The 20,500-nt window shown below is 37.1% G+C and carries 17 protein-coding genes; 14 read left to right on the top strand and 3 right to left on the bottom strand.

Annotated elements, in window-relative coordinates; all coding sequences use genetic code 11:
* Window positions 1–5: 5 nt before the first annotated feature.
* From BZZ03_RS07535 to nagB, 8 genes are all read left to right on the top strand, one after another.
* On the top strand, window positions 6–1,616 hold the full coding sequence (locus BZZ03_RS07535; RefSeq protein WP_086582917.1) for a CDP-glycerol glycerophosphotransferase family protein: 1,611 nt from the start codon (window positions 6–8) through the stop codon (window positions 1,614–1,616).
* Between the two features lie 14 nt (window positions 1,617–1,630).
* On the top strand, window positions 1,631–2,056 hold the full coding sequence (gene tagD, locus BZZ03_RS07540; protein ID WP_029346251.1) for a glycerol-3-phosphate cytidylyltransferase: 426 nt from the start codon (window positions 1,631–1,633) through the stop codon (window positions 2,054–2,056).
* Window positions 2,057–2,488, top strand: coding sequence for a hypothetical protein (locus BZZ03_RS07545; protein ID WP_086582918.1), 432 nt, complete (start codon window positions 2,057–2,059; stop codon window positions 2,486–2,488). It begins immediately after the preceding gene.
* A 6-nt stretch (window positions 2,489–2,494) separates the two neighbouring features.
* The gene (locus tag BZZ03_RS07550) at window positions 2,495–3,694 is read left to right on the top strand and encodes a CDP-glycerol glycerophosphotransferase family protein (protein WP_086582919.1); all 1,200 of its coding nucleotides are present in this window, start codon (window positions 2,495–2,497) and stop codon (window positions 3,692–3,694) included.
* Entirely contained in the window at window positions 3,684–4,829 is a 1,146-nt protein-coding gene (locus BZZ03_RS07555; protein WP_086582920.1) for a CDP-glycerol glycerophosphotransferase family protein, read from the top strand. The genes BZZ03_RS07550 and BZZ03_RS07555 overlap by 11 nt, the downstream gene beginning before the upstream one ends.
* A complete protein-coding gene (locus BZZ03_RS07560) occupies window positions 4,826–5,716 on the top strand; it encodes a phosphodiester glycosidase family protein (RefSeq protein ID WP_086582921.1) in 891 nt (296 codons plus the stop codon). The genes BZZ03_RS07555 and BZZ03_RS07560 overlap by 4 nt, the downstream gene beginning before the upstream one ends.
* A 10-nt stretch (window positions 5,717–5,726) precedes the next feature.
* Window positions 5,727–6,635, top strand: a complete 909-nt coding sequence (locus BZZ03_RS07565) for an LCP family glycopolymer transferase (protein WP_086582922.1) — start codon at window positions 5,727–5,729, stop codon at window positions 6,633–6,635.
* A gap of 142 nt (window positions 6,636–6,777) precedes the next feature.
* Entirely contained in the window at window positions 6,778–7,485 is a 708-nt protein-coding gene (nagB, locus tag BZZ03_RS07570; protein ID WP_086582923.1) for a glucosamine-6-phosphate deaminase, read from the top strand.
* A gap of 37 nt (window positions 7,486–7,522) precedes the next feature.
* Here nagB and glpK read toward each other — a convergent pair whose 3' ends face one another.
* Window positions 7,523–9,013 (bottom strand): glycerol kinase GlpK, encoded by a 1,491-nt coding sequence (glpK, locus tag BZZ03_RS07575; protein ID WP_086582924.1) that lies wholly within the window; start codon window positions 9,011–9,013, stop codon window positions 7,523–7,525.
* Between the two features lie 103 nt (window positions 9,014–9,116).
* The gene (locus BZZ03_RS07580) at window positions 9,117–9,725 is read right to left on the bottom strand and encodes a TetR/AcrR family transcriptional regulator (protein WP_019292736.1); all 609 of its coding nucleotides are present in this window, start codon (window positions 9,723–9,725) and stop codon (window positions 9,117–9,119) included.
* 254 nt (window positions 9,726–9,979) lie between these two features.
* On the opposite strand from BZZ03_RS07580, the gene BZZ03_RS07585 reads away from it, so the two are divergent.
* The 5 genes from BZZ03_RS07585 (at window position 9,980) to BZZ03_RS07605 (ending at window position 18,040) form a co-directional block, all read left to right on the top strand.
* Entirely contained in the window at window positions 9,980–14,239 is a 4,260-nt protein-coding gene (locus tag BZZ03_RS07585; RefSeq protein WP_086582925.1) for a 2-hydroxyacyl-CoA dehydratase, read from the top strand.
* 150 nt (window positions 14,240–14,389) lie between these two features.
* On the top strand, window positions 14,390–15,439 hold the full coding sequence (locus BZZ03_RS07590; protein WP_086582926.1) for an oxidoreductase: 1,050 nt from the start codon (window positions 14,390–14,392) through the stop codon (window positions 15,437–15,439).
* Between the two features lie 13 nt (window positions 15,440–15,452).
* Window positions 15,453–16,307 carry a DUF7916 family protein gene (locus BZZ03_RS07595; RefSeq protein ID WP_086582927.1) on the top strand — a complete coding sequence of 285 codons (855 nt, stop codon included), beginning with the start codon at window positions 15,453–15,455 and terminating at the stop codon, window positions 16,305–16,307.
* Between the two features lie 100 nt (window positions 16,308–16,407).
* Window positions 16,408–17,121, top strand: a complete 714-nt coding sequence (locus BZZ03_RS07600) for a GntR family transcriptional regulator (RefSeq protein WP_019292397.1) — start codon at window positions 16,408–16,410, stop codon at window positions 17,119–17,121.
* Window positions 17,122–17,245: 124 nt separating this feature from the next.
* Window positions 17,246–18,040 (top strand): SDR family NAD(P)-dependent oxidoreductase, encoded by a 795-nt coding sequence (locus tag BZZ03_RS07605; RefSeq protein ID WP_086582928.1) that lies wholly within the window; start codon window positions 17,246–17,248, stop codon window positions 18,038–18,040.
* 35 nt (window positions 18,041–18,075) lie between these two features.
* Here BZZ03_RS07605 and BZZ03_RS07610 read toward each other — a convergent pair whose 3' ends face one another.
* On the bottom strand, window positions 18,076–19,227 hold the full coding sequence (locus BZZ03_RS07610; RefSeq protein ID WP_019292395.1) for a hydroxymethylglutaryl-CoA synthase: 1,152 nt from the start codon (window positions 19,225–19,227) through the stop codon (window positions 18,076–18,078).
* 122 nt (window positions 19,228–19,349) lie between these two features.
* Here BZZ03_RS07610 and BZZ03_RS07615 point away from each other — a divergent pair, with 122 nt between their 5' ends.
* Window positions 19,350–20,492, top strand: coding sequence for a thiolase family protein (locus BZZ03_RS07615; RefSeq protein ID WP_086582945.1), 1,143 nt, complete (start codon window positions 19,350–19,352; stop codon window positions 20,490–20,492).
* Window positions 20,493–20,500 lie beyond the last annotated feature (8 nt).

Raw genomic sequence — 20,500 nt, forward strand, 5'->3', positions numbered from 1 at the left:
TATTAATGACTAAAATAACAGTAAAAACTATTAAAGTTTTAAAAACACAAGTTAAAATCAAGGTTAAAGTGCCCAAAGAACTAAGCAAAACTTTATTATATGTGAAGTCTCGAAAAGATGAACAATATTCGTTTACTGTATCAGCAAGTTCCTTAACGGATACAGAAGTAGTTTTTCTGTTACCGCTTAAAGCAATATCTCCTTTTAGTCTCTATTATGATCTTTACCTAGAATACCAAAATGAAAATGGAGAGCAACAATATCAGAGGATCTGTAATCATTCGAGATTACAACGTCAAGCGATAAATTGGTTACATTTGAAATATCAAACAGTAATAAATGTTAGAAAAAAATATTTAATCACAGCATATTTTGCAGTTGGAGGATATTTAGCTTTACAGATACGAGAAACTGATGAATATGATGCAATTAGGTATAAATTAAAAGAAGTAGTTGCTTTGCTTTTAGTGCCCTTTGTTTACTGGTATTATAAGGATTCAAAGCTTATATACGAAAAATTCTCTAATTACGCGCGTGATAATTCCTTCTATTATTTTACTTATGTGCAAAATAATAGAAAAAATAAACTATTCTATATTATAAAAAAAGACTCACCTGACATATCAAGTTTGTCTCCATTCAGAAAAAATATAGTTTATTTTATGAGTGTTAAACACATTCTTTTGATTGTTATTTCAAAATATTTTATTGCTTCAGAGTCTAAGGGACATGCTTATGCATGGAGACACAATCAAAGTATTGCACGCTTTTTCTTGAACAAGAAGCCATTTGTGTTTTTACAACATGGCGTTTTAGGCTTAAAGAAAGTGGATCGAACTTTCTTCGCTAATAATAAACTAAATCATGCAGATTTATTTATTACCAGTTCATTTGTTGAAAAGAATATAGTTTTAGATCATTTAGGTTACGATGAAAAACAAGTTGCAGTTACAGGTTTAGCACGCTGGGACAACGGAAAACAAATAAAGAAACAAAAAAAAATATTCATTATGCCCACGTGGCGTACACACTTAGAACTTTTATCACACGAAGAATTTTTGAAAAGTAATTTTTATAAAGAGTATTATAATTTAATTCATTCTGAGATTTTAGAAGATATTTTATGTAAATATGATTATTTTTTACATTTTATGATGCACCCTAAATTCATTCAATTCGAAAAGTATTTTACATCAAGTAGTGATCATATAAAAGTGTTATATCAAGATGAACATCCATTAGATGAGGAATTACGATCAAGTGAACTAGTTATCACAGACTATAGTAGTATTATGTGGGATTCGCTTTATTATAATATTCCAATACTTTTATTCCAATTTGACCAAGAGGAGTATTTAAACCTTCAAGGAAGTTATCTAAATATGGAGAAAGATTTATCAAAAATAGTTGTATTTGACGCAGATAGTTTATTACAAAAAATAAAAGCTTTTATTGTTAAGAATGATACACCAGAAATATTGAGCTACCATATGAAATACTTTACTTTTTATGATGGTGAAAATTCGAAAAGAATTGACGAAGCAGTGAGAAGTTGGGAAGAGGAATTTCAATTTATACCTCTTTTAAAAAAATTATTAAGACGGAAATCAAAATAATGGTAGGTAAAGAAATGAACAAAGAAAAACGCATCCTCGTTGCAGGTACCTTTGACATTCTCCACGAAAGCCATGTAGACATGTTACGCAATGCCAAGAACCTTGGCGATAAGCTTATCGTCATGCTTTCGACAGATGAATTCAATGCCCAAAAAGGGAAAAAAGCTTATCAAGAATATGCAACCCGTAAGTATATTTTGGAGTCTATCCGTTATGTGGACCTTGTGGTGCCTGAGCAATCTTGGGAGGACAAAGCACTCTATATCGATATGTTTGAGGTGGATATTTTTGTCATGGGTGATGATTGGAAAGGAAAATTTGACTTCTTGAAGGAGCAATTTCCTGAGTTGAAAATCATGTATTTCCCACGTGGTAAAACTTCATCTTCAAGTATCAAACAAGATTTAGGGAAGATGTATATTTCTAATATTAAAGAATAAATGAACGATATAAAAAAGATTCTCTTAAAGTTAGGATTGGTTATTAATCCGCTTAAATTAATAAAACTATTGAAACAAGTTGATTATTTATTCAAGCATCACCAAAATAATTACCCTCATGATCGCAAGGCAACCGACTTATATTTGAAAATTGATAGTAGCATGTATACTTTTCAAGGAAAGAAGTTTTATAAAGTAGAAAAACTACCTGAGGTGTGCAGTTTAATAACTTTAAGTGAAGTATCTATAACTAAAAGCTTAGCAATTTTAGGAAAAACGGAACAAACAGATATCAATGCTTTATTAAAAGCTTTAAGTAAAGTAAAAAATACAGATACTTTTCAAAAAGTGATTTATGAAATTTCAGAAGATTTTTCTACAAATTTATCAATGAGTCAGTTAGTTAAAATAGTAGGTAAAAAATTTATTTAGAATGTAATGAAAGGGACAATATTGATTTTATTAGCGAGACTAAGACTATTTTTTATAAGAACAATAATGTACCCCTTTCTGTTTATTTTAGGAGTAGTTTTTAAGACAAATTCAAAGATTATTTTGTTGACCTCATTTAATGGGAAATCCTACTCGGATAATCCACGCTATCTGTTTGAATATATGAGAGATTCGGAACAGTTTTCTGATTATCAACTCATCTGGGCTTTCCAAAAAAAACAAGTCATAGCAGGAGCAAAAACGGTAAAATTTAACTCGCTTCAATATTATTATTATCTTTCTAAAGCCAAATATTGGATCTTCAACTCCAAAATGGCACCTTATTATTATAAGAAGTCAGACCAAGTTTACTTACAAACTTGGCATGGCGTTCCCTTGAAGCGATTAGGGCATGACATCATAGATAATGGTTCAACTTATTATCGAAGCAAACAAAGCTACAAACAGATGGTAAAGTCCTATGATAAGGACCGGAGGCATTGGGATTATCTTATCGCTTCTAGTCCCTTCTCGGCTCAGGTATTTGAAACGGCATTCGCTTTTCCGCAGCCAAAAATGCTCCATATTGGTTACCCGCGTGTTGATTGTTTGGTGCATCCAGATCCTGTAAAGATCGCAGAATTAAAGAGGAAGTATCATTTGCCAACAAATAAAAAAATAATTCTTTATGCTCCAACATGGCGAGATAATGCTTATAGTAATACAGGCTACACCTTTGAATTAAAGGTCGATTTTTACAAATGGAAAAGGGCGCTTGGAGAAGGCTACGTTGTTTTGTTTAAACCGCATTACTTGATTTGTAGTACTTATCATATACCTCAAGATTTAAGCGATTTTGTGTTTTTCATGGATCCAAATCAGGATATTAACGAGGCTTACTTGGTGAGTGATGCCCTGATTACAGACTATTCAAGTGTGTTCTTTGATTATGCACAACTTGGAAGACCGATTTACTTTTATATGTACGATCTTGAATATTATGCTGAAGAATTACGAGGATTTTATCTCAAAGTCCCTGATGATTTACCTAATGATGTCGTAAAAACAGAAGAAGAACTCCTAAAAATGATTAAAGATGATTGTTTTGACTACCAAAGGCTGCGCGCTTTTAACGAGAGATTTAATCTGTGGAATGATGGTAGTGCTTGTGAAAAAATTGTAAGTGAGGTTTTTAATGAAACTTAAATCCATCGTGTTAACCTTCATTTTGGCACTCTTCTACCCCTTCACTTTTCTCTGTCGTGTCCATCAAAACCGTATCACTTTCATTTCACTTGAGCATGAAAATCTGTCCAAAGATTTCAAAATTTTGCATGATGAGTTAAGCACCGAGCAAGAGTACGAGATAAAAACTTTGCTTTTCAAGTTCCAGCCCACTTTCCTAGGTCAACTCCAGTATAGTTTTGCCTGTATTCGTCAACTTTTCGTCCTTCAAAGTTCAAAACTGGTGATCATTGACTATAACAACTTTGTCATTTCCAAGTTTCCCCATCGTAAAGAAGTCAAAGTCCTAGAGATTTGGCACGCCACTGCAGCTCTAAAAAACTTTGGCAACTGTGTCCAAAGGGATTACGAAATTAAAAACTACGATTATACTATCGCCAACTCCGACTTTTACAAAGGAGTATATGCCCAAGCTTTCAATCTTCCTGAAGAAAATGTCCTTGTTACAGGTATTCCTAACAATGACAAAATCTTCGATGACCATTTTGTTCAAGACACCAAAGTACGACTTCTTGAAAAGTATCCTGTTTTGGCTAATAAAAAAGTCATTACTTATGCCCCAACATTTCGTGGACGGATCAGTACATATTTTAAAGAAGCCAAGATTGATTTGGCGCGCGTGCACCAAGCCTTGGGTGAAGATTATGTCATTATCTACAAGGCGCATCCACTTATTTCGGGTTCGGCTTATGAGAATAATCCTCATGTCCTTTTCATCGAAGAAGAACCGATCTCCTCGATTTTCTGCGTCACGGATGTTTTGATAACCGATTATTCGGCTATTGCAGTGGATTGGATGGTCTTTGATAAACCCATCATCGCTTATGTGCCCGACTTTAAAAGCTACTCTAAAAAACCAGGTTTAACAATCGATTACTTGCAAGAATTTCCAGGAGAGGTTACTTTTAATGAAGGTGAACTTATCCAAGCGCTCCAGGCAACGGATAGCACATCCTACCAAAAGGAAAGAGCTCTCTTTTTCAAGAAAACCTATAACTATTGTGATGGCAAAGCGACAGAACGTGTGCTTAAGGTGATTGAAGATCTTATGACTGAAAAAACAGTAGAGAAAAATATGAGGGAAGTAGAGATATGAAAACGATAAAAAAACGAAAGAAGTTAGGTTGGTTTATTAGCTTTGGCCTTCTACTAATTGTAGGCTGGTCTGCATTTATAATTATGACTCCTAAAAAACAAGAAGAACCCCATGGTCAAGCTCAAAGTGTACAACATACTGATCAAGAGTCAGGTTATATTGCCTCCAACAGTTCGAAAGAAGCAGTCAAGTCTTCTGAAAGTATTGTCAAAGATACAGGGGAAGCTAGCACGATAAAACTAAACTCGAAAGAGGGAGGCGACAAGTTTACTGACCTTTCATCTGGTAGCTTTAAAATTTACAAAGCCAACAATGTTGAAGTATTAAAAACGGCAACTTCAATTGATGCTCCAGCTTTTACTTTGCAAGAAGTGATGCAAAAATATCCTGAGGCTTTAATTATGAATGCTTCTGGCTTTAATATGAGCACTATGCACATCACAGGCTTTCAGATGAACAATGGGAAACTTTTTAAGGATTGGGGTTCAGATAAGAGAGCTAACAATGCCTTTGTTATCAATAACGACGGCAGTAGTCAAATCTATGACTCTTCTGTACCCGCCTCAACAATCATTGAAAATGGTGGGCAAATGAGTTTCAGTTTCGGTTCGGTGCTAATCCGTGATGGTGAAATTCAAAAAAATGATGGTTCAGTGAATTGGATGATTCACTCTTTTATAGCAAATGACGCGCAGAATAACCTTTACCTTATTATTTCGGATACAAGTACAGGATATGATCAGATTATGAATAAGTTTAAGGAGTTGAATTTAAAAAATGCAGTGGTTCTGGACGGCGGCGGATCAAGTCAAATGGCATTCAAGGGCGAAGTAGTATACCCGAGTCAGGATCAACGCTCAGTTAATGATTTTATCATTCTTAAATAAGGAGAGAGTTATGGGAAAAGAAACTTATAGACGGTCAAGTGGAAAAATAACTACTAAAAAAAAGAGTAAGTTTCCTAAAGTTATCGGTATTACTTTACTTGTCTTGATACTTGTTTTTACTGGCTTAGGGGTATTCTTCTATCAAAGTTCAAAAACAGCTATCAATAAGGCTAATACTTTGCATCTTGCAGAAGCACATCCGGTAAACTTAAAGAAAGGAGAAACATTTACGACTTTAATTCTTGGAACAGCTCGTGTAGATAATGAAAAAGTGCTTATGACTTCCAGCTTTACTTCTACAAATGCGAAGCTAAAAAAGACAAGTCTGATCAATGTCCAACCTCTTTTAGTTTTTCCAGATCAAACAACGCTTTATCAAAGTTATACTCAGGGTGGAGCAGAAGCAGTCAGTAAGAAGTTTAATGAGACCTTTGGTACAGAAACTAATAAAGTAGTGGAAATTAACTTTGACAACATGGGGAAACTGGTTGAGGCTAGTGGGGGAATCGTTGTGCAGAATACAACAGCTTTTGTATCCAAAGGCTTCAAATTTGAGCAAGGGTCTGTACAGTTAAAAACAGCGGATGAAGTTTCAGCTTATCTCAGCTTGCTTAACTCTAATGATCAGAAGGGCTATACAGAGAGACTACAAGATGTGGCTATTGCTACATTTGAGAATTTGAAAAAGCCTTCTGTCCTTGCGCGACACTCTTTAGCGATTCTGAAAAGTTTTCCTGAGGTTGTCAATACTAACATCAGCTTTCCAGATTTTATGAATATGGTCAAACACTATAATAAGGCGCTTAAGGTAAGTAAAATAAACGTCCATGCGACTAAAATCTCAGGAAACAAGACCCAACTTGTTACCCAAGAAACGCTAGACAAGGTCAAAAATAAATTTGAAAATACTTTAAAATAATAAGGAAAATAAAGACGGCAGCTAGCCGTTTTTATTTATAATTTCATGATAAAAATTGGGTGAAAATTGAACTTTCCTATTGACAAGAAAATGAATAAGCGTTATAATGTGTATATACCAATTTGAAAAAGGAGACTCTCTCATGAAAGTTATCACAGTAAAAAACCAACTTGAAGGTGCAAAAATCGGCTTTGACTTACTCAAAGAAGCAATGGATAATGGAGCAAAAACACTTGGACTTGCTACAGGTTCAACTCCAGTAGAATTCTACAACCAAATCGTTAAATCAGATCTTGATTTTTCAGATATGACTTCAGTAAACTTGGACGAGTATGTTGGACTTGATGGTTCAGATGAACAATCTTACCGTTACTTTATGAGCAAACACCTTTTCAATGAAAAACCGTTCAAAGAAAACTTCTTGCCAAATGGTAAGGCGGCAGATTTGGAAGCAGAAACAAAAGCTTATGACCAAATCATTGCTGAACACCCGATTGATTTCCAAATTCTTGGAATTGGTCAAAACGGACACATTGGTTTCAACGAACCTGGAACTTCATTTGAAGAAACAACACACGTTGTCGATCTCCAAGAAAGTACAATTAAAGCAAATGCACGTTTCTTTGAAAACGAAGAAGATGTGCCACGTCAAGCGATTTCTATGGGTATCGCTTCAATCATGGCAGCTAAATCAATCGTATTGATGGCTTATGGCGAATCAAAAGCAGAAGCAATTAAAGGAATGGTTGAAGGTGAAATCACTGAAGATATGCCAGCATCTATCTTGCAAAAACATGCTGATGTTGTTGTTATTGCAGATGAAGCAGCAGCGGCCTTGTTGAACAAATAATATAAATAAAAAAAAGATCCAGGTTCTGGATCTTTTTTTATTTAAAAACACGTGTTGCTTCGACAGCTTTTTTCCAACCCTGATGAAGTGTTTGACGTCGTTTTTCATCCATTTGAGGTTGGAAACTTTGCCCTTCTGAATAAGAGCTTTTTATTTCCTCCATGTCTTTCCAAAAACCAACTGCTAAACCAGCCAAGAAAGCTGCACCAAGAGCTGTCGTTTCAAGATCCTTGGCTTTTTGCACGGGAATATTAAGGATATCCGCTTGGAACTGCATTAAATAGCTATTATTAGCTGCACCTCCGTCAACTTTCAGTAATGGAATATCAATTCCTGAATCTTCTTGCATCGCATCAATAATGTCCTTGACTTGATAAGCAATGCCTTGTAAGGTAGCTTTGATAATATCGTTATTGCTGGTTCCTCGTGTAATGCCAAAGATAGCCCCACGAGCATCCTGATCCCAATACGGAGCACCTAAACCCACAAAAGCAGGTACAACATAGACTTCATCATTATTGGTAGAAGCCAAAGCTGCTGCTTCAGATTCTTTACTGTTATCAATCATTTTCAGACTATCACGGAGCCATTGGACAGAAGAGCCAGCAACAAAAACGGACCCTTCAAGAGCGTAGGTAACTTGACCATTAATACTGTAACCAATCGTGGTTAAAAGATCATTGGATAGTTGTGCCTCTTGACCTGTGTTCATGACGATGAAGGCACCAGTACCATAAGTACTTTTAATCATTCCCGGTTCAAAAGCCATTTGGCCAAATAAGGCCGCTTGTTGATCTCCAGCCATCCCCGCAATAGCTATTTCTGAGCCAAAGAAATGATAGGGCTTGGTCATACCGTAGCATTCAGAATTAGAAACGGGGCGAGGAAGCATAGCTGCCGGAATATTCAAGAGGTCGAGGATATCCTGGTCCCATTGGAGATTATGGATGTTAAAAAGCATAGTCCGGCTTGCATTAGAATAGTCTGTTACATGCGTTTCACCATCGGTTAATTTCCAGACTAACCAACTGTCAATAGTACCAAAGAGCAATTCACCACGTTCAGCGCGTTCCTGCGCGCCGTCAACCTGATCCAAAATCCAACGTATTTTAGTGGCTGAAAAGTAAGAGTCAATAACAAGACCAGTTTTTTGGTGGATAAGTTCAGAATGGCCGTTTTTTTTCAAAGTATCAGCTATGGCTGCCGATTGTCTAGATTGCCAGACGATTGCATTATAAATGGGCATGCCTGTTTTTTTATCCCATACAACGGTAGTTTCACGTTGATTGGTAATACCAATCGCTCCGACTTCTGCAGGTTTGATGCCTGATTGGATAAGTGCTTCGGAGACAACAGATTGTACCGAATTCCAAATCTCATTGGCATCATGTTCAACCCATCCAGCTTGAGGAAAGTGCTGTTGTAACTCTTTTTGTGAACTGCCGACGTGCTGTCCTTGCTTGTTAAAGATTATCGCACGTGAACTTGTTGTCCCTTGGTCAATTGACATAATGTATTTTGCTTGCATGTAGAGCTCCTTGTATACTTCTCATTATCTTAATTATATCAGAAGTAGCAGAAGGGAGAAAACTATATCTGCACTATAAAACAAAAATACTTACAGCCGAATATTATGATTTTATATTTACACCTAAAACTGTCAAGTGACCATTTGAAATTAATTTAACGATAAGATGTGCAAAATCACTCGGTTTCATGGTACTTGGTGAAGAAACCCACCATTTAAGTGTGCCTGCTAAGATAGAAGTAATATAGCTGATGACAAAATCACTTGGGACTAATACATCGTGTTCTCGAATTTCCAGCTTATCAAAAAGTTCGGTATAACGTTCGGTTAATATCTCGATAAAACGATTAATAATCGTTTGGTCCTGTGATTTATCTATCACAATTTGTGCTACTTCTGGATTTTGACGTACAAAGTCGTAGAAGCGCGCCAACATCTCTTCAATATCATTGACATAAACGTCAGTTCCATCCACAGGATTTTGTTCATCTAAAATTTTGATAAAATCCATGATAAAAGTATCAATTAAACTGTCATAAAGATCTTGCTTGTCGGCATAATGTGCATAAAAAGTTGCACGATTTATCATTGCAGCATCTGCAATTTCTTGAATGGAAATTTTTTCAAATTTTTTATTTCTTAACAAAGAAAAGAAAGCTTGTGTAATCATTTTTCGTGTTCTTAAGACACGTAAATCATTTATTTTAGCCATATTAATACATTTCCCCTTTACTTGTAGGTTAAACAACATAATAGTAGTATCTGTTGTTTATTATAGTCCTTTATGATAAATTCTACCGATTTAAGCTATGTAAAACATTTTTGACATAAACGACACGCAACTTCTAAATGTTGTTTAAATGACATTAACTTGTAACTTGACGGTTGAAAAATGAGGAATAAATGATAAAATAGACAATGAATAAGATAAGCAACAGCCTGTCAAATAGAGAAGGAAAAAATACTATGAAAAGTTATAAGGCTGGGATTGATGTCGGCTCTACTACAGTAAAACTCGTTGTTTTTGATGAGGAATATCAGCTCCTTTTTAGCCGATATGAACGTCATTTTTCAGATGTAAAAACGGCAACGATAAAAGTATTAAAAGAATTGTTGGAAGAGAGAGGCGAGTGTTCACTTACCTTAGCAATCACAGGCTCTGGGGGAATGGGACTTGCAGATGTAATTGATGTCCCTTTTATCCAAGAAGTTATCGCAAGCTCGATTACTATCGAGAAATTTATTCCTGAAACAGATGTCATGATTGAACTTGGTGGTGAAGATGCCAAGATGACCTTTTTTGACGCAGGTACCCAAGAGCTACGTATGAATGGGACTTGTGCTGGTGGGACAGGAGCTTTTATTGACCAGATGGCGGCTTTACTCAAAGTAGATGCTGCGGGTGTCAATACATTAGCGAAAGACTATGAGAAAATATATCCCATTGCTAGCCGTTGTGGTGTGTTTGCCAAAACAGATGTTCAGCCGCTTCTTAATGAAGGTGTGCGTAAAGAAGATATAGCCGCTTCAATTTTTCAAGCCGTGGTGAATCAAACGATTGCGGGGTTAGCTTCCGGTCGTAAGATTACGGGAAAAATTGCTTTTCTCGGTGGACCGCTCTATTTTATGAGCGAATTGCGCAAACGTTTTATTGAAACTTTGGATATTGCAGAAGAGGATGTTATTTTTCCGGAAAATCCTCAACTTTTTGTGGCAATGGGTGCTGCTCTGGCTGAGGAAACAAGAACAAGTACGATTCGTACTTTAATTGATAATCTAGAAAGTGACAATAGCGACAGCTTGATTCCGCAGGATACGTTGGATCGTCTTTTTGAAAATGAACAAGAGTTAGCAGATTTTCGAGCACGACATGCTAAGGCAAAAGCAAGCTATAATAAGCTCTCTGAACATCAAGGAGCAACTTTTTTAGGGATTGATGCTGGATCAACCACAACAAAAATTGTGCTCATTGATGGTGAGGGGCATATTCTTTTTGATCATTATGGTTCAAATAATGGTGAACCTTTAGAGTCAGTCATTGACGTCTTAAAAGAAGTCTATCGTTTACTGCCAAAAGATGTTTATATTGCCAAATCTACTGTGACCGGCTATGGTGAACACCTGATTAAAGCTGCACTCCGAGTCGATTACGGGGAAGTTGAAACGATGGCGCACTATAAGGCAGCGGACTATTTTAATCCCGGTGTAGACTTTATTTTAGATATTGGTGGCCAAGACATGAAAGCTATGCGGATCACCGATGGTGCTTTAAGTTCAATATCTTTAAACGAAGCTTGTTCTTCTGGTTGTGGTTCTTTCATTGAAACTTTCGCTCATTCTTTGAAATACGATGTGCGTGACTTTGCTGAAATTGCACTATTAGCAAAACATCCTGTCAATCTGGGCTCACGTTGCACAGTCTTTATGAATTCGAAAGTGAAACAAGTCCAAAAAGAAGGTGCGACTGTAGGAGATATCTCTGCTGGTTTAAGTTACTCTGTCATCAAAAATGCCCTCTATAAAGTAATTAAAGTTAAACGTCCTGAAGAATTAGGAACAAAGATTGTCGTTCAAGGTGGGACTTTCTATAATGAAGCTGTACTTCGTGCTTTCGAAAAAATCTCCGAACGTGAAGTTGTCCGTCCCTCTATAGCAGGACTTATGGGCGCTTATGGCTGTGCTTTAATTTCGCTAGAAAAGGAGGAGTATGGGCAAAAATCAAGAATTCTGAACTTGCACGATTTGGAAGCTTTCAGCACACAAAAAGAATTTATGGTTTGTGGCCTTTGCGAAAATCAGTGTAAAATGACGTTGACCGTCTTTAATGACGGCAGTAAGTTTGTTACAGGAAACCGCTGTGAGCGAGGCGCAGAAAAAGCAACACAAGTAAAAGTTGACAAACGTGATAAAAAGGTTAATCTTGTCGACTATAAATACAAGAAACTTTTCAAATACCGGAGCTTAACCAAGAAAAAACAGACCCGTGGAGAAATAGGGATTCCGCGTGTCCTAAATATGTATGAAAATTATCCGCTCTGGCATACCATGTTAACGGATTTAGGTTTCCGAGTAATATTATCCCCTAAGTCTGATAAAGAACTTTTTGAAAAAGGAATTGAAACAATTCCTTCTGATACAGTTTGTTATCCTGCCAAGCTATCACATGGACACATTATGTCCTTGATTCAAAAGGATGTTCCGGCTATCTTTTATCCTTCAGTGCTTTATGAACAAAAAGAACAGGCTCAAGCAGAAAATAATTATAACTGTCCGATTGTTCAGTCTTATCCCGAAGTGATTCGTAACAATATTGATGAAATTCGAGAAGGTAAAGTTAAATACCTTCATCCATTTATTAATCTAGCTGATCAGGAAGGTGTAGCTGTCAATGTCCATAAAGCTTTGCTTGGCCAGGGTTTCAAAGTGGATTTATCTGAAGTGAAGGCTGCAGTTTTCCACGGTTTTGAAGAGATGGAGAACTTCAAGCAAGACATTCGGGATAAGGCAGAAGAGTTGCTCATGCAGATTAACCTTAACAAGGAAAAAGCTATAGTTCTCTCAGGTCGTCCTTATCATTTGGATCCAGAGATTAATCATGGCATTGCTGACATTATTACGCAAGAGGGTTTCCACGTCCTTACAGAGGACAGCATTGCACATCTTGAAGAAGTTGCTGGGCTGCGCGTTGTTAATCAATGGGTTTACCACTCACGCCTATATGCTGCAGCGCAAGTAGTGTGTAAAAATAAAAATTTGGAATTAGTACAATTGAATTCATTTGGTTGTGGTTTGGATGCAGTGACAACAGACCAAGTCGAAGAAATTATGCGCAACCATAATAAACTCTATACAGTCCTTAAGATTGATGAAGGCTCAAATATGGGAGCAGTGCGTATTCGTTTACGTTCTCTTAAAGCAGCAGTTTCAGAACGTCATCGACATGGTGTTGAAGAAAATATTCAAATCAAAGAAATTGTTGAGACACATCCGGTTTTTACAAAAGAAATGGCTAAAAAACACACGCTTCTCATGCCAATGTTGTCGCCAATTCACCAAGAAGGCTTACTCGAGAACGCTTTTGCAGCTTCAGGTTACAATGTAGTTGTTTTGCCAGAAACCCAAAGCTCGGTGAACAACGGACTAAAATTTGTGAATAATGATTCTTGCTACCCTGCAATCATAACGATTGGTCAACTCATCGAAGCTCTCCAATCTGGTGAATACGATGTAAACAATACATCCGTCATGATGACCCAAACAGGTGGTGGATGTCGCGCAACAAACTATATTCCTTTACTTCGTAAGGCACTTGTCGATGCAGGTTTCCCCCAAGTTCCAGTGGTAAGCTTATCCATGGGCAACCAAGGGACAGAAAAAGGCTTTAAGTTTACTGTGCCACTTTTGACTCGTTTTATGATTGCTGTGCTTTATGGAGATTTGTTTGAGCGCGTGGTTTATAGGACGCGGCCTTATGAAGCTGAAAAAGGTTCCGTCAATGCACTTCATGCGAAATGGTTAGAAAAAGCACAACATAATGTTAAATCTGCTTCTATTTTTGAATTCAACAAGAACATGAAACAGATAATCAAGGACTTTGATAATATCGAACTCCTTGATATTCAAAAACCTCGTGTGGGTGTTGTCGGTGAAATTCTGGTTAAATACAGCAAAACTGCCAATAATGATATTGTGAAAATTATCGAAGAAGAAGGCGCTGAAGCAGTAGTTCTCGATTTGATTGGCTTTATGAACTATTCTCTATACAACCAAATTTGGAAAACAGATGAGATTGGTTTTGCTAAGAAAAATAAATTGATGGCAAAAACACTACTCTCTATTATTAATATGTTGGAAAAACCGATGGATAAAGCTTTACGTGCTTCTGACCGTTTTGACGGTATTGAGTCTATTTATGAAATAGCGGCCAATACAGAAGGAATCGTTTCAGTAGGTAATCACACAGGTGAAGGCTGGTTCTTGACAGGAGAAATGATTGAGCTGTTGCAAAAAGGCGTTCAAAACATCGTCTGTCTCCAACCATTTGGTTGCCTTCCCAACCATATTGTCGGTAAAGGAATGCTGAAAGAGTTACGTCGGCAATATCCGGGTGCAAATATTAGCCCAATTGATTATGATCCAGGTGTTTCTGCGGTCAACCAGCTCAATCGGATTCGTTTGATGATGGCAACAGCTAAAAAAGCAATGAAGGAAGAAGTAACAGTTTAAAATAAAAAAGCATTTTTGTAAATGCTTTTTTTTTACTTAATTTTAGTTGGGAATTTATATTCTTGACAATTCTATTTTTTAAAAGTATAATTCAATTTATATAAAAGTATAGTCTTTTATAAAGTAACATATATATTTAAGGAGAATCTTATGCTTACAATGGGATTTATCGGTTTTGGGAAATCAGCAAATCGCTATCACCTTCCTTATGTTATTCTGCGTGAAAACATCAAGGTTAAAACAATTTTTGATTTACACATTAATGAAGAACTTGCAGCACCATATTTGGAAAAGGGCGTACATTTCACAACTGATTTAGAAGAAATGCTGAAGGATGATGACATACAACTTATCACAATTTGTACACCAGCCCACACGCATTATGAGCTGGCTAAGAAAGTAATTGAGGCTGGAAAATCAGTAATCGTAGAGAAACCTTTTGTTGACACATTGGAACATGCCAAAGAGTTGCTCGCCTTAGGGAAAGAAAAAGGTGTTATGGTGGCCCCTTACCAAAACAGACGTTTTGATGGGGATTATTTGGCAGTAAAGCAGGTTATTGAGCGTGGCTTACTTGGAGACATTCTTGAAGTGGAAGCGCACATTGATTATTATCGTCCAGGATCAATAACAGAAGAAGGTCCAAAAGAAGCAGGTGCGTTTTATGGTTTAGGTATTCACTCTATTGATAGACTCGTGGCACTTTTTGGGCGTCCTGAAGCAGTAACTTATGATATTAGAAACAATGAAGTTGCAGAAGCAGTAGATAATTATTTTGACGTTGATTTGCACTATGGAAACCAATTAAAAGTTAAAGTAAAAACAAATCATCTGGTGGCACAAGATTATCCAAGATTTATTGTTCATGGAACAAAAGGATCCTTTATTAAGTACGGTGAGGATCAACAAGAAAATGATTTGAAAGCTGGAATTATGCCTGAAGTATCAGAATTTGGGGAAGATAGTCCTATGAATTATGGTCTTGTTAAATACCAAAATGCAAATGGCGACTGGATTGAAAAGCAAATAAAAACACCTGTTGGCGATTATGGTCGCTATTACGATGCTGCCTATGAAACTATTATTAATGGTGTTGAAAAATTAGTGAAAGATGAAGAAGTTATCACCAATATTGAGATTTTGGAAAATGGCTTTAACCAAGTTTCACCTTCGGTTTACCGTTTAAGCATGTTGGACTAGGAGATATAGCACTATGAAAAGAATTTTAGGATATGAAGCTTCTGATTTTACACGAGAGAGTACATCAAAAGAATTCAAAGAAGCTATTTTAAAAGCAGAAGGACGCACAATACTCGTGGATCTAGCTGCAGAAAATGCACCACTCTATCCAGAGGTTACAAATGGTGAAATGGCGGCAGCTTTTGGTGCAGATTTATTACTTTTGAAAGATATTGATGTACAAAAGATGGTCATTCCTGGATTAGGGGAGGTTAATGACCTCTCAGAGTTACGGAAGTTAACAGGAACCGCTGTTGGTGTCAATTTAATTATCAAAGATACCGGACCTGAATATAAGAGAGTGACAGACGCATCGATAAAGGAAGTTCTTCGCAAAGGAATAAATTTCTTATCGTTAACAGCATATGTTACGCCTGAAGCAAGCCCAGAGCGTATCGTAGCGGATATTAAGCTGGTACGTCGTTTCTATAATGGCTTTTTAATGCTGAATCCCGTTGTCTCACATGGCTCAGATTTGGTTTGGGAAAACTTAAAAGCCTATATTGATGCCGGAATTGATATGCTTGACTTACCCGCTCCGGGGGCTGTACCAGGTACCACAGAAGAACAAATCGCACGATTAGCCTTTGCGACTAGAAAAACAGGTACATTGGTGGACTGTGTGGTTGGAACTTCGCAAGAAGGTGCAGATAAAAGTACGATTCAAAGTTTAGCTTTGGCGGCCAAACGTGCAGGTGCAGATGTCTTTGAGCTGGGAGATGCAGGCGTAGCTGGAATGCCAGCTCCGGAAAATATTTTTCATGCTTCAATGAGTATTCGAGGAAAACGTCACACTTATGTGAGAATGGCGCGCTCAGCCAATCGCTAATAAAGTAAAAATCATAAGTTACTATCACTTATGATTTTTACTTTATTTTCCTACGATATTGTGTAATAATAATGAGAATGTCAGTTTATGAGGTCGGTATATGAAAAAGAAACAGCCAAAATATTTAGTAATTTATGAAGATGTTAAGGAAAAAATTTTGTCTGGTCACTATCCTATCAACTCCAGGATTGCAGATGGTAACGCCTTAGTACAAGAGTATGATGCGAGTTTAATGACCGTGAAAAAAGCATTGGATATTCTTGTGTCAGAGGGTTTTTTGATCCGCCGAAGAGGTTATGGAACGATAGTAAAAGATTGGACCAAAGGCAAAAAAGCGCATCTCTATGCTGTAGAGGGTTCTTCCAAGCGTCATTCAGGACAAATGGAATCTAAAGTTTTAACTTTTGAAGTCGAGCATCCAAATGCGGATATTGCTCATAAATTATCCATAGATGTAGAGGAGTTCATATATCGTATTGAACGGGTAAGATATGTCAAAAAGGTGCCAACGATTATTGAGTACACTTATATGCCCATTTCCATTATTCCACAATTGAAATATTCCCATCTAACGGGTTCCATTTATAAATATATCTTGGAAGAACTTGGTCTTGTTATTCAGAGTTCATTTCTTAATGTTAAAGGTGTACGTCCCAACGCATTAGAAAAACAGACTATGCATCTTACAGATACGGATTTTCTGATGCAAGTCGAGCAAGTTGCTAACCTTGATGATGGACGTATTTTTGAATATTCGATAGCCCGTCATTTACCTGAGTCATTTAACTTTGAGACAGTGATCTTTAACAACTAAACACAGGGCAAAACTTACTTTTAGGTTCCTAAGTTACTCAAAAGTAGGTACTATACAAGTAGGATAATCTGCTATATAATGATTAGAGTACAGAAGTGAAGCTAATGACGAAAGGACCAAATAAATGGATTTAAAATTAACAAATAAACTTGCTTTAGTTACCGGATCAACCAAAGGTATTGGACGTGCGATTGCTGAAAGTCTTGCGGCCGAAGGTACCGATGTTATTATTAATGGCAGAACTTCGGATGTTGTGGATAAAGTAATTGAAGAACTTAACAAAAAATATCCAAACCAAACTTTTTATCCAGCAGTCTATGATTTATCAATAGAAAATGAACGACAAGCTCTTTTTCAAGCTTTTCCAGAAGTTGATATTTTAGTCAATAATATGGCAATATTTAACGATGCAAAGTTTGAAGACATCGAATTAGATGAATGGCGCCGTTACTTTGAGGTTAATTCAATATCAGGGATTGCTTTATCTCATTTTTATCTTCCTAAAATGAAGACAAAAAATGCTAATGGGCGTGTCATTTTTATAGCATCAGAAGCAGCAATTATGCCAAGTCCAGAAATGCCGCATTATTCTATGACCAAAACGATGAATCTGTCTTTAGCGAAATCCTTAAGCCGTGAAACATTAGGTACTACGGTAACAATAAATACAGTAATGCCAGGATCAACATTAACTGAAGGTGTTGAGAATTTATTGGCTTCACTTTATCCAGATATAGAGTCTGTTGAAGAGAGAAGTCGCGCCTTCATGTTGAACAATCGTCCAACATCAACGATTCAACGTTTGATTCATCCTGAAGAAATTGGTAATTTTGTCGCTTATGTCGCTAGTCCTCTTGCAGGTGCTTTTTCTGGTGAAGCTCTTCGTATGGATGGCGGGCTTGTTCCGACAATTTTTTAAATAAACAAAAAAACATTGGCCGTAACCAATGTTTTTTATTTACGATAAAGTCGTGTTGAATTTTTTAATTCAGCAAGGCTATAGGGCATAGGATCAGAGAATTTTTGATCAACATGTGCATCCAGACTTTCTGAGAACATTTCTTCATATTCTGGAATAGAAAGTTTTTTACGATTGTCTAAAAGAGCTTGGTGCTCTGATTTACGGAGATGTTTCTCAAAGCCATCAACTAATTGACCAGAGAAAAATTCGGCAACTGTTCCAGAACCGTAGCTGAAGAGCCCAATCTTATCATCTGCTTTTAAATTTTCAGCATTTTCTAGCAAGGAAATCAAACTGAGATAAAGCGAACCTGTATAAAGATTTCCTACACGACGATTATAGACAATTCCTTTCTCATACTGCGCCAGAAGATGTTCTTGAACTTCAGAACTTTCATTTTCAAGTTGAGGAAGAAGTGCTTTTTTCCCCATCTTAGTATAAGGAGTATGGAAAGCTAAGGCAGCAAAATCAGAGAAACTAAGGCCTGTACGACGTGCATACTCTTGCCAAACTTTAGCAAAAGCCTCGATATAAGTAGCATTTGAAAACTGACCATCAACAGTTGGATAAGTATCACCAAAAGGACGCCAGAAGTCATAAATATCTTGTGTCAAGCTGACAGAGTCATCATTGAGTGCTAAGATATTAGGGTTAGCTGCAATTAACATGGCTACAGCACCAGCGCCTTGTGTGGGTTCGCCACCTGTGTTCAAGCCATATTTGGCAATATCAGTCGCGATAACGAGAACTTTACGCTCTGGGTGACGATAAACATGGTCTTTAGCCATTTGCAAGCCCGCAGTTGTTGCATAACAGGCTTCTTTAAGTTCAATAGAACGCGCAAAAGGTTGAATATCAAGTAAACCATGAACAACAACAGCAGAGGCTTTTGACTCATCAACAGAAGACTCGGTCCCAACAATGACCATGTCAATTGCTTGCTTATCTTCTTCAGTCAGAATTTCAGCAGCTGCGTTGGTCGCAAAGGTGATGAGATCTTGGCTGATCGGATTGACGGCCATTTGGTCTTGTCCAATACCGATATGAAATTTAGCAGGATCAATGTTACGCGCCAGCGCTAAATCAGTCATATCTACATAAGTTTCAGGAACAAAAAAGGCAAGTTTGTCAATACCAATATTCATATATATCCTCCAGTTTATATGCTTTATTAATTTGTATGTTTAAGCTCCAATTTTAACATAAAAGATTAAAAATTGGAAAAAACTTTTGACTATTTGGGGGAGAAATGTGCTATACTTGGCTTATGAAAGAAATAGTAATTATCGATGCGCTTCGTACGCCTGTCGGAAAATATGATGGTGCTCTGTCAGATAAGACAGCTGCAGAACTGGGTGTTCATGTAGTTAAAAATCTACTTGAGCGCCATGAAGATATTAAAGATGACGTCAAACAAGTGATTTTTGGCAATGTACTACAGGCTGGTACAGGGCAAAATATTGCACGTCAGATCTCAATCAATAGTGGTCTATCTCACCATGTTCCAGCTTCAACGATAAATGAAGTCTGTGGTTCAGGTATGAAGGCAGTGATTCTCGCTAAACAACTTTTACAACTTGAGGAAGCGGATGTCGTGATTGCTGGGGGAACAGAATCCATGTCTCAATCCCCAATCATTCGTCACCGTAAATCTGGCGAAGAAATTCTTACAATGATGTCTGAGGGCTTGGTAGATGCCTTTAATGGCGAATCTATGGGTTTGATCGGTGAAACAATCGCCGAGCAATTTGAAATTAGTCGTGAAGAACAAGATCGCTTTGCTCAACGTTCGCAAGAAAAAGCTCTAGCTGCACGTACAGCGGGTGCATTTGAAAAAGAAATTGTACCATTTTCAGATTTAGCAGAAGATGAGACAATTCGTGCAAACTCGTCATTAGAAAAGCTTTCTTCACTACGTACTGCTTTCAGTGAAAACGGAAGTGTAACGGCAGGTAACTCATCGCCAGTAAATGATGGTGCATCTGCTTTGATTTTAGCAAGCGATGACTATGCCGAAGCTAAAGAGCTTCCAGTCTTGGCAAAATTATTAGCTAGTGAAGAAGTTGGAATTGATCCTGAAATTATGGGTGTTTCCCCGATTAAAGCCATTCGCCAATTGCTTGATCGTACAGATTTGGATATTGAAGATATCGACTTATTCGAAATCAATGAAGCTTTTGCGGCTTCCAGTGTTGCTGTAAATCAAGAACTCAATATTCCAGAAGAAAAAGTGAATATTTATGGTGGAGCTATTGCTTTAGGGCATGCTATTGGTTCATCAGGAGCACGTGTCTTGACTACTTTAGCTTATGCACTTCAACGCGAAAATAAGCGCTATGGTATTGCTAGCCTTTGTATTGGTGGCGGTCTCGGTTTGGCTGTCCTCTTGGAAAACCCTAATTTAGTGTAAGCAATGAA

The organism is Lactococcus petauri (assembly GCF_002154895.1).
In the GTDB taxonomy this organism is placed as follows: Bacteria; Bacillota; Bacilli; order Lactobacillales; family Streptococcaceae; genus Lactococcus; species Lactococcus petauri.

Excerpts from the sequence above, each read along its gene's own strand:
- BZZ03_RS07615 (WP_086582945.1), top strand. The coding sequence starts at position 19,350 with ATGAAAGAAATAGTAATTATCGATGCGCTTCGTACGCCTGTCGGAAAA.
- BZZ03_RS07555 (WP_086582920.1), top strand. The coding sequence starts at position 3,684 with ATGAAACTTAAATCCATCGTGTTAACCTTCATTTTGGCACTCTTCTAC.
- BZZ03_RS07550 (WP_086582919.1), top strand. The coding sequence starts at position 2,495 with ATGAAAGGGACAATATTGATTTTATTAGCGAGACTAAGACTATTTTTT.
- BZZ03_RS07600 (WP_019292397.1), top strand. The coding sequence starts at position 16,408 with ATGAAAAAGAAACAGCCAAAATATTTAGTAATTTATGAAGATGTTAAG.
- BZZ03_RS07565 (WP_086582922.1), top strand. The coding sequence starts at position 5,727 with ATGGGAAAAGAAACTTATAGACGGTCAAGTGGAAAAATAACTACTAAA.
- tagD (WP_029346251.1), top strand. The coding sequence starts at position 1,631 with ATGAACAAAGAAAAACGCATCCTCGTTGCAGGTACCTTTGACATTCTC.
- BZZ03_RS07610 (WP_019292395.1), bottom strand. The coding sequence starts at position 19,227 with ATGAATATTGGTATTGACAAACTTGCCTTTTTTGTTCCTGAAACTTAT.
- glpK (WP_086582924.1), bottom strand. The coding sequence starts at position 9,013 with ATGCAAGCAAAATACATTATGTCAATTGACCAAGGGACAACAAGTTCA.
- BZZ03_RS07580 (WP_019292736.1), bottom strand. The coding sequence starts at position 9,725 with ATGGCTAAAATAAATGATTTACGTGTCTTAAGAACACGAAAAATGATT.
- BZZ03_RS07605 (WP_086582928.1), top strand. The coding sequence starts at position 17,246 with ATGGATTTAAAATTAACAAATAAACTTGCTTTAGTTACCGGATCAACC.
- BZZ03_RS07535 (WP_086582917.1), top strand. The coding sequence starts at position 6 with ATGACTAAAATAACAGTAAAAACTATTAAAGTTTTAAAAACACAAGTT.
- nagB (WP_086582923.1), top strand. The coding sequence starts at position 6,778 with ATGAAAGTTATCACAGTAAAAAACCAACTTGAAGGTGCAAAAATCGGC.
- BZZ03_RS07560 (WP_086582921.1), top strand. The coding sequence starts at position 4,826 with ATGAAAACGATAAAAAAACGAAAGAAGTTAGGTTGGTTTATTAGCTTT.
- BZZ03_RS07590 (WP_086582926.1), top strand. The coding sequence starts at position 14,390 with ATGCTTACAATGGGATTTATCGGTTTTGGGAAATCAGCAAATCGCTAT.
- BZZ03_RS07595 (WP_086582927.1), top strand. The coding sequence starts at position 15,453 with ATGAAAAGAATTTTAGGATATGAAGCTTCTGATTTTACACGAGAGAGT.
- BZZ03_RS07585 (WP_086582925.1), top strand. The coding sequence starts at position 9,980 with ATGAAAAGTTATAAGGCTGGGATTGATGTCGGCTCTACTACAGTAAAA.
- BZZ03_RS07545 (WP_086582918.1), top strand. The coding sequence starts at position 2,057 with ATGAACGATATAAAAAAGATTCTCTTAAAGTTAGGATTGGTTATTAAT.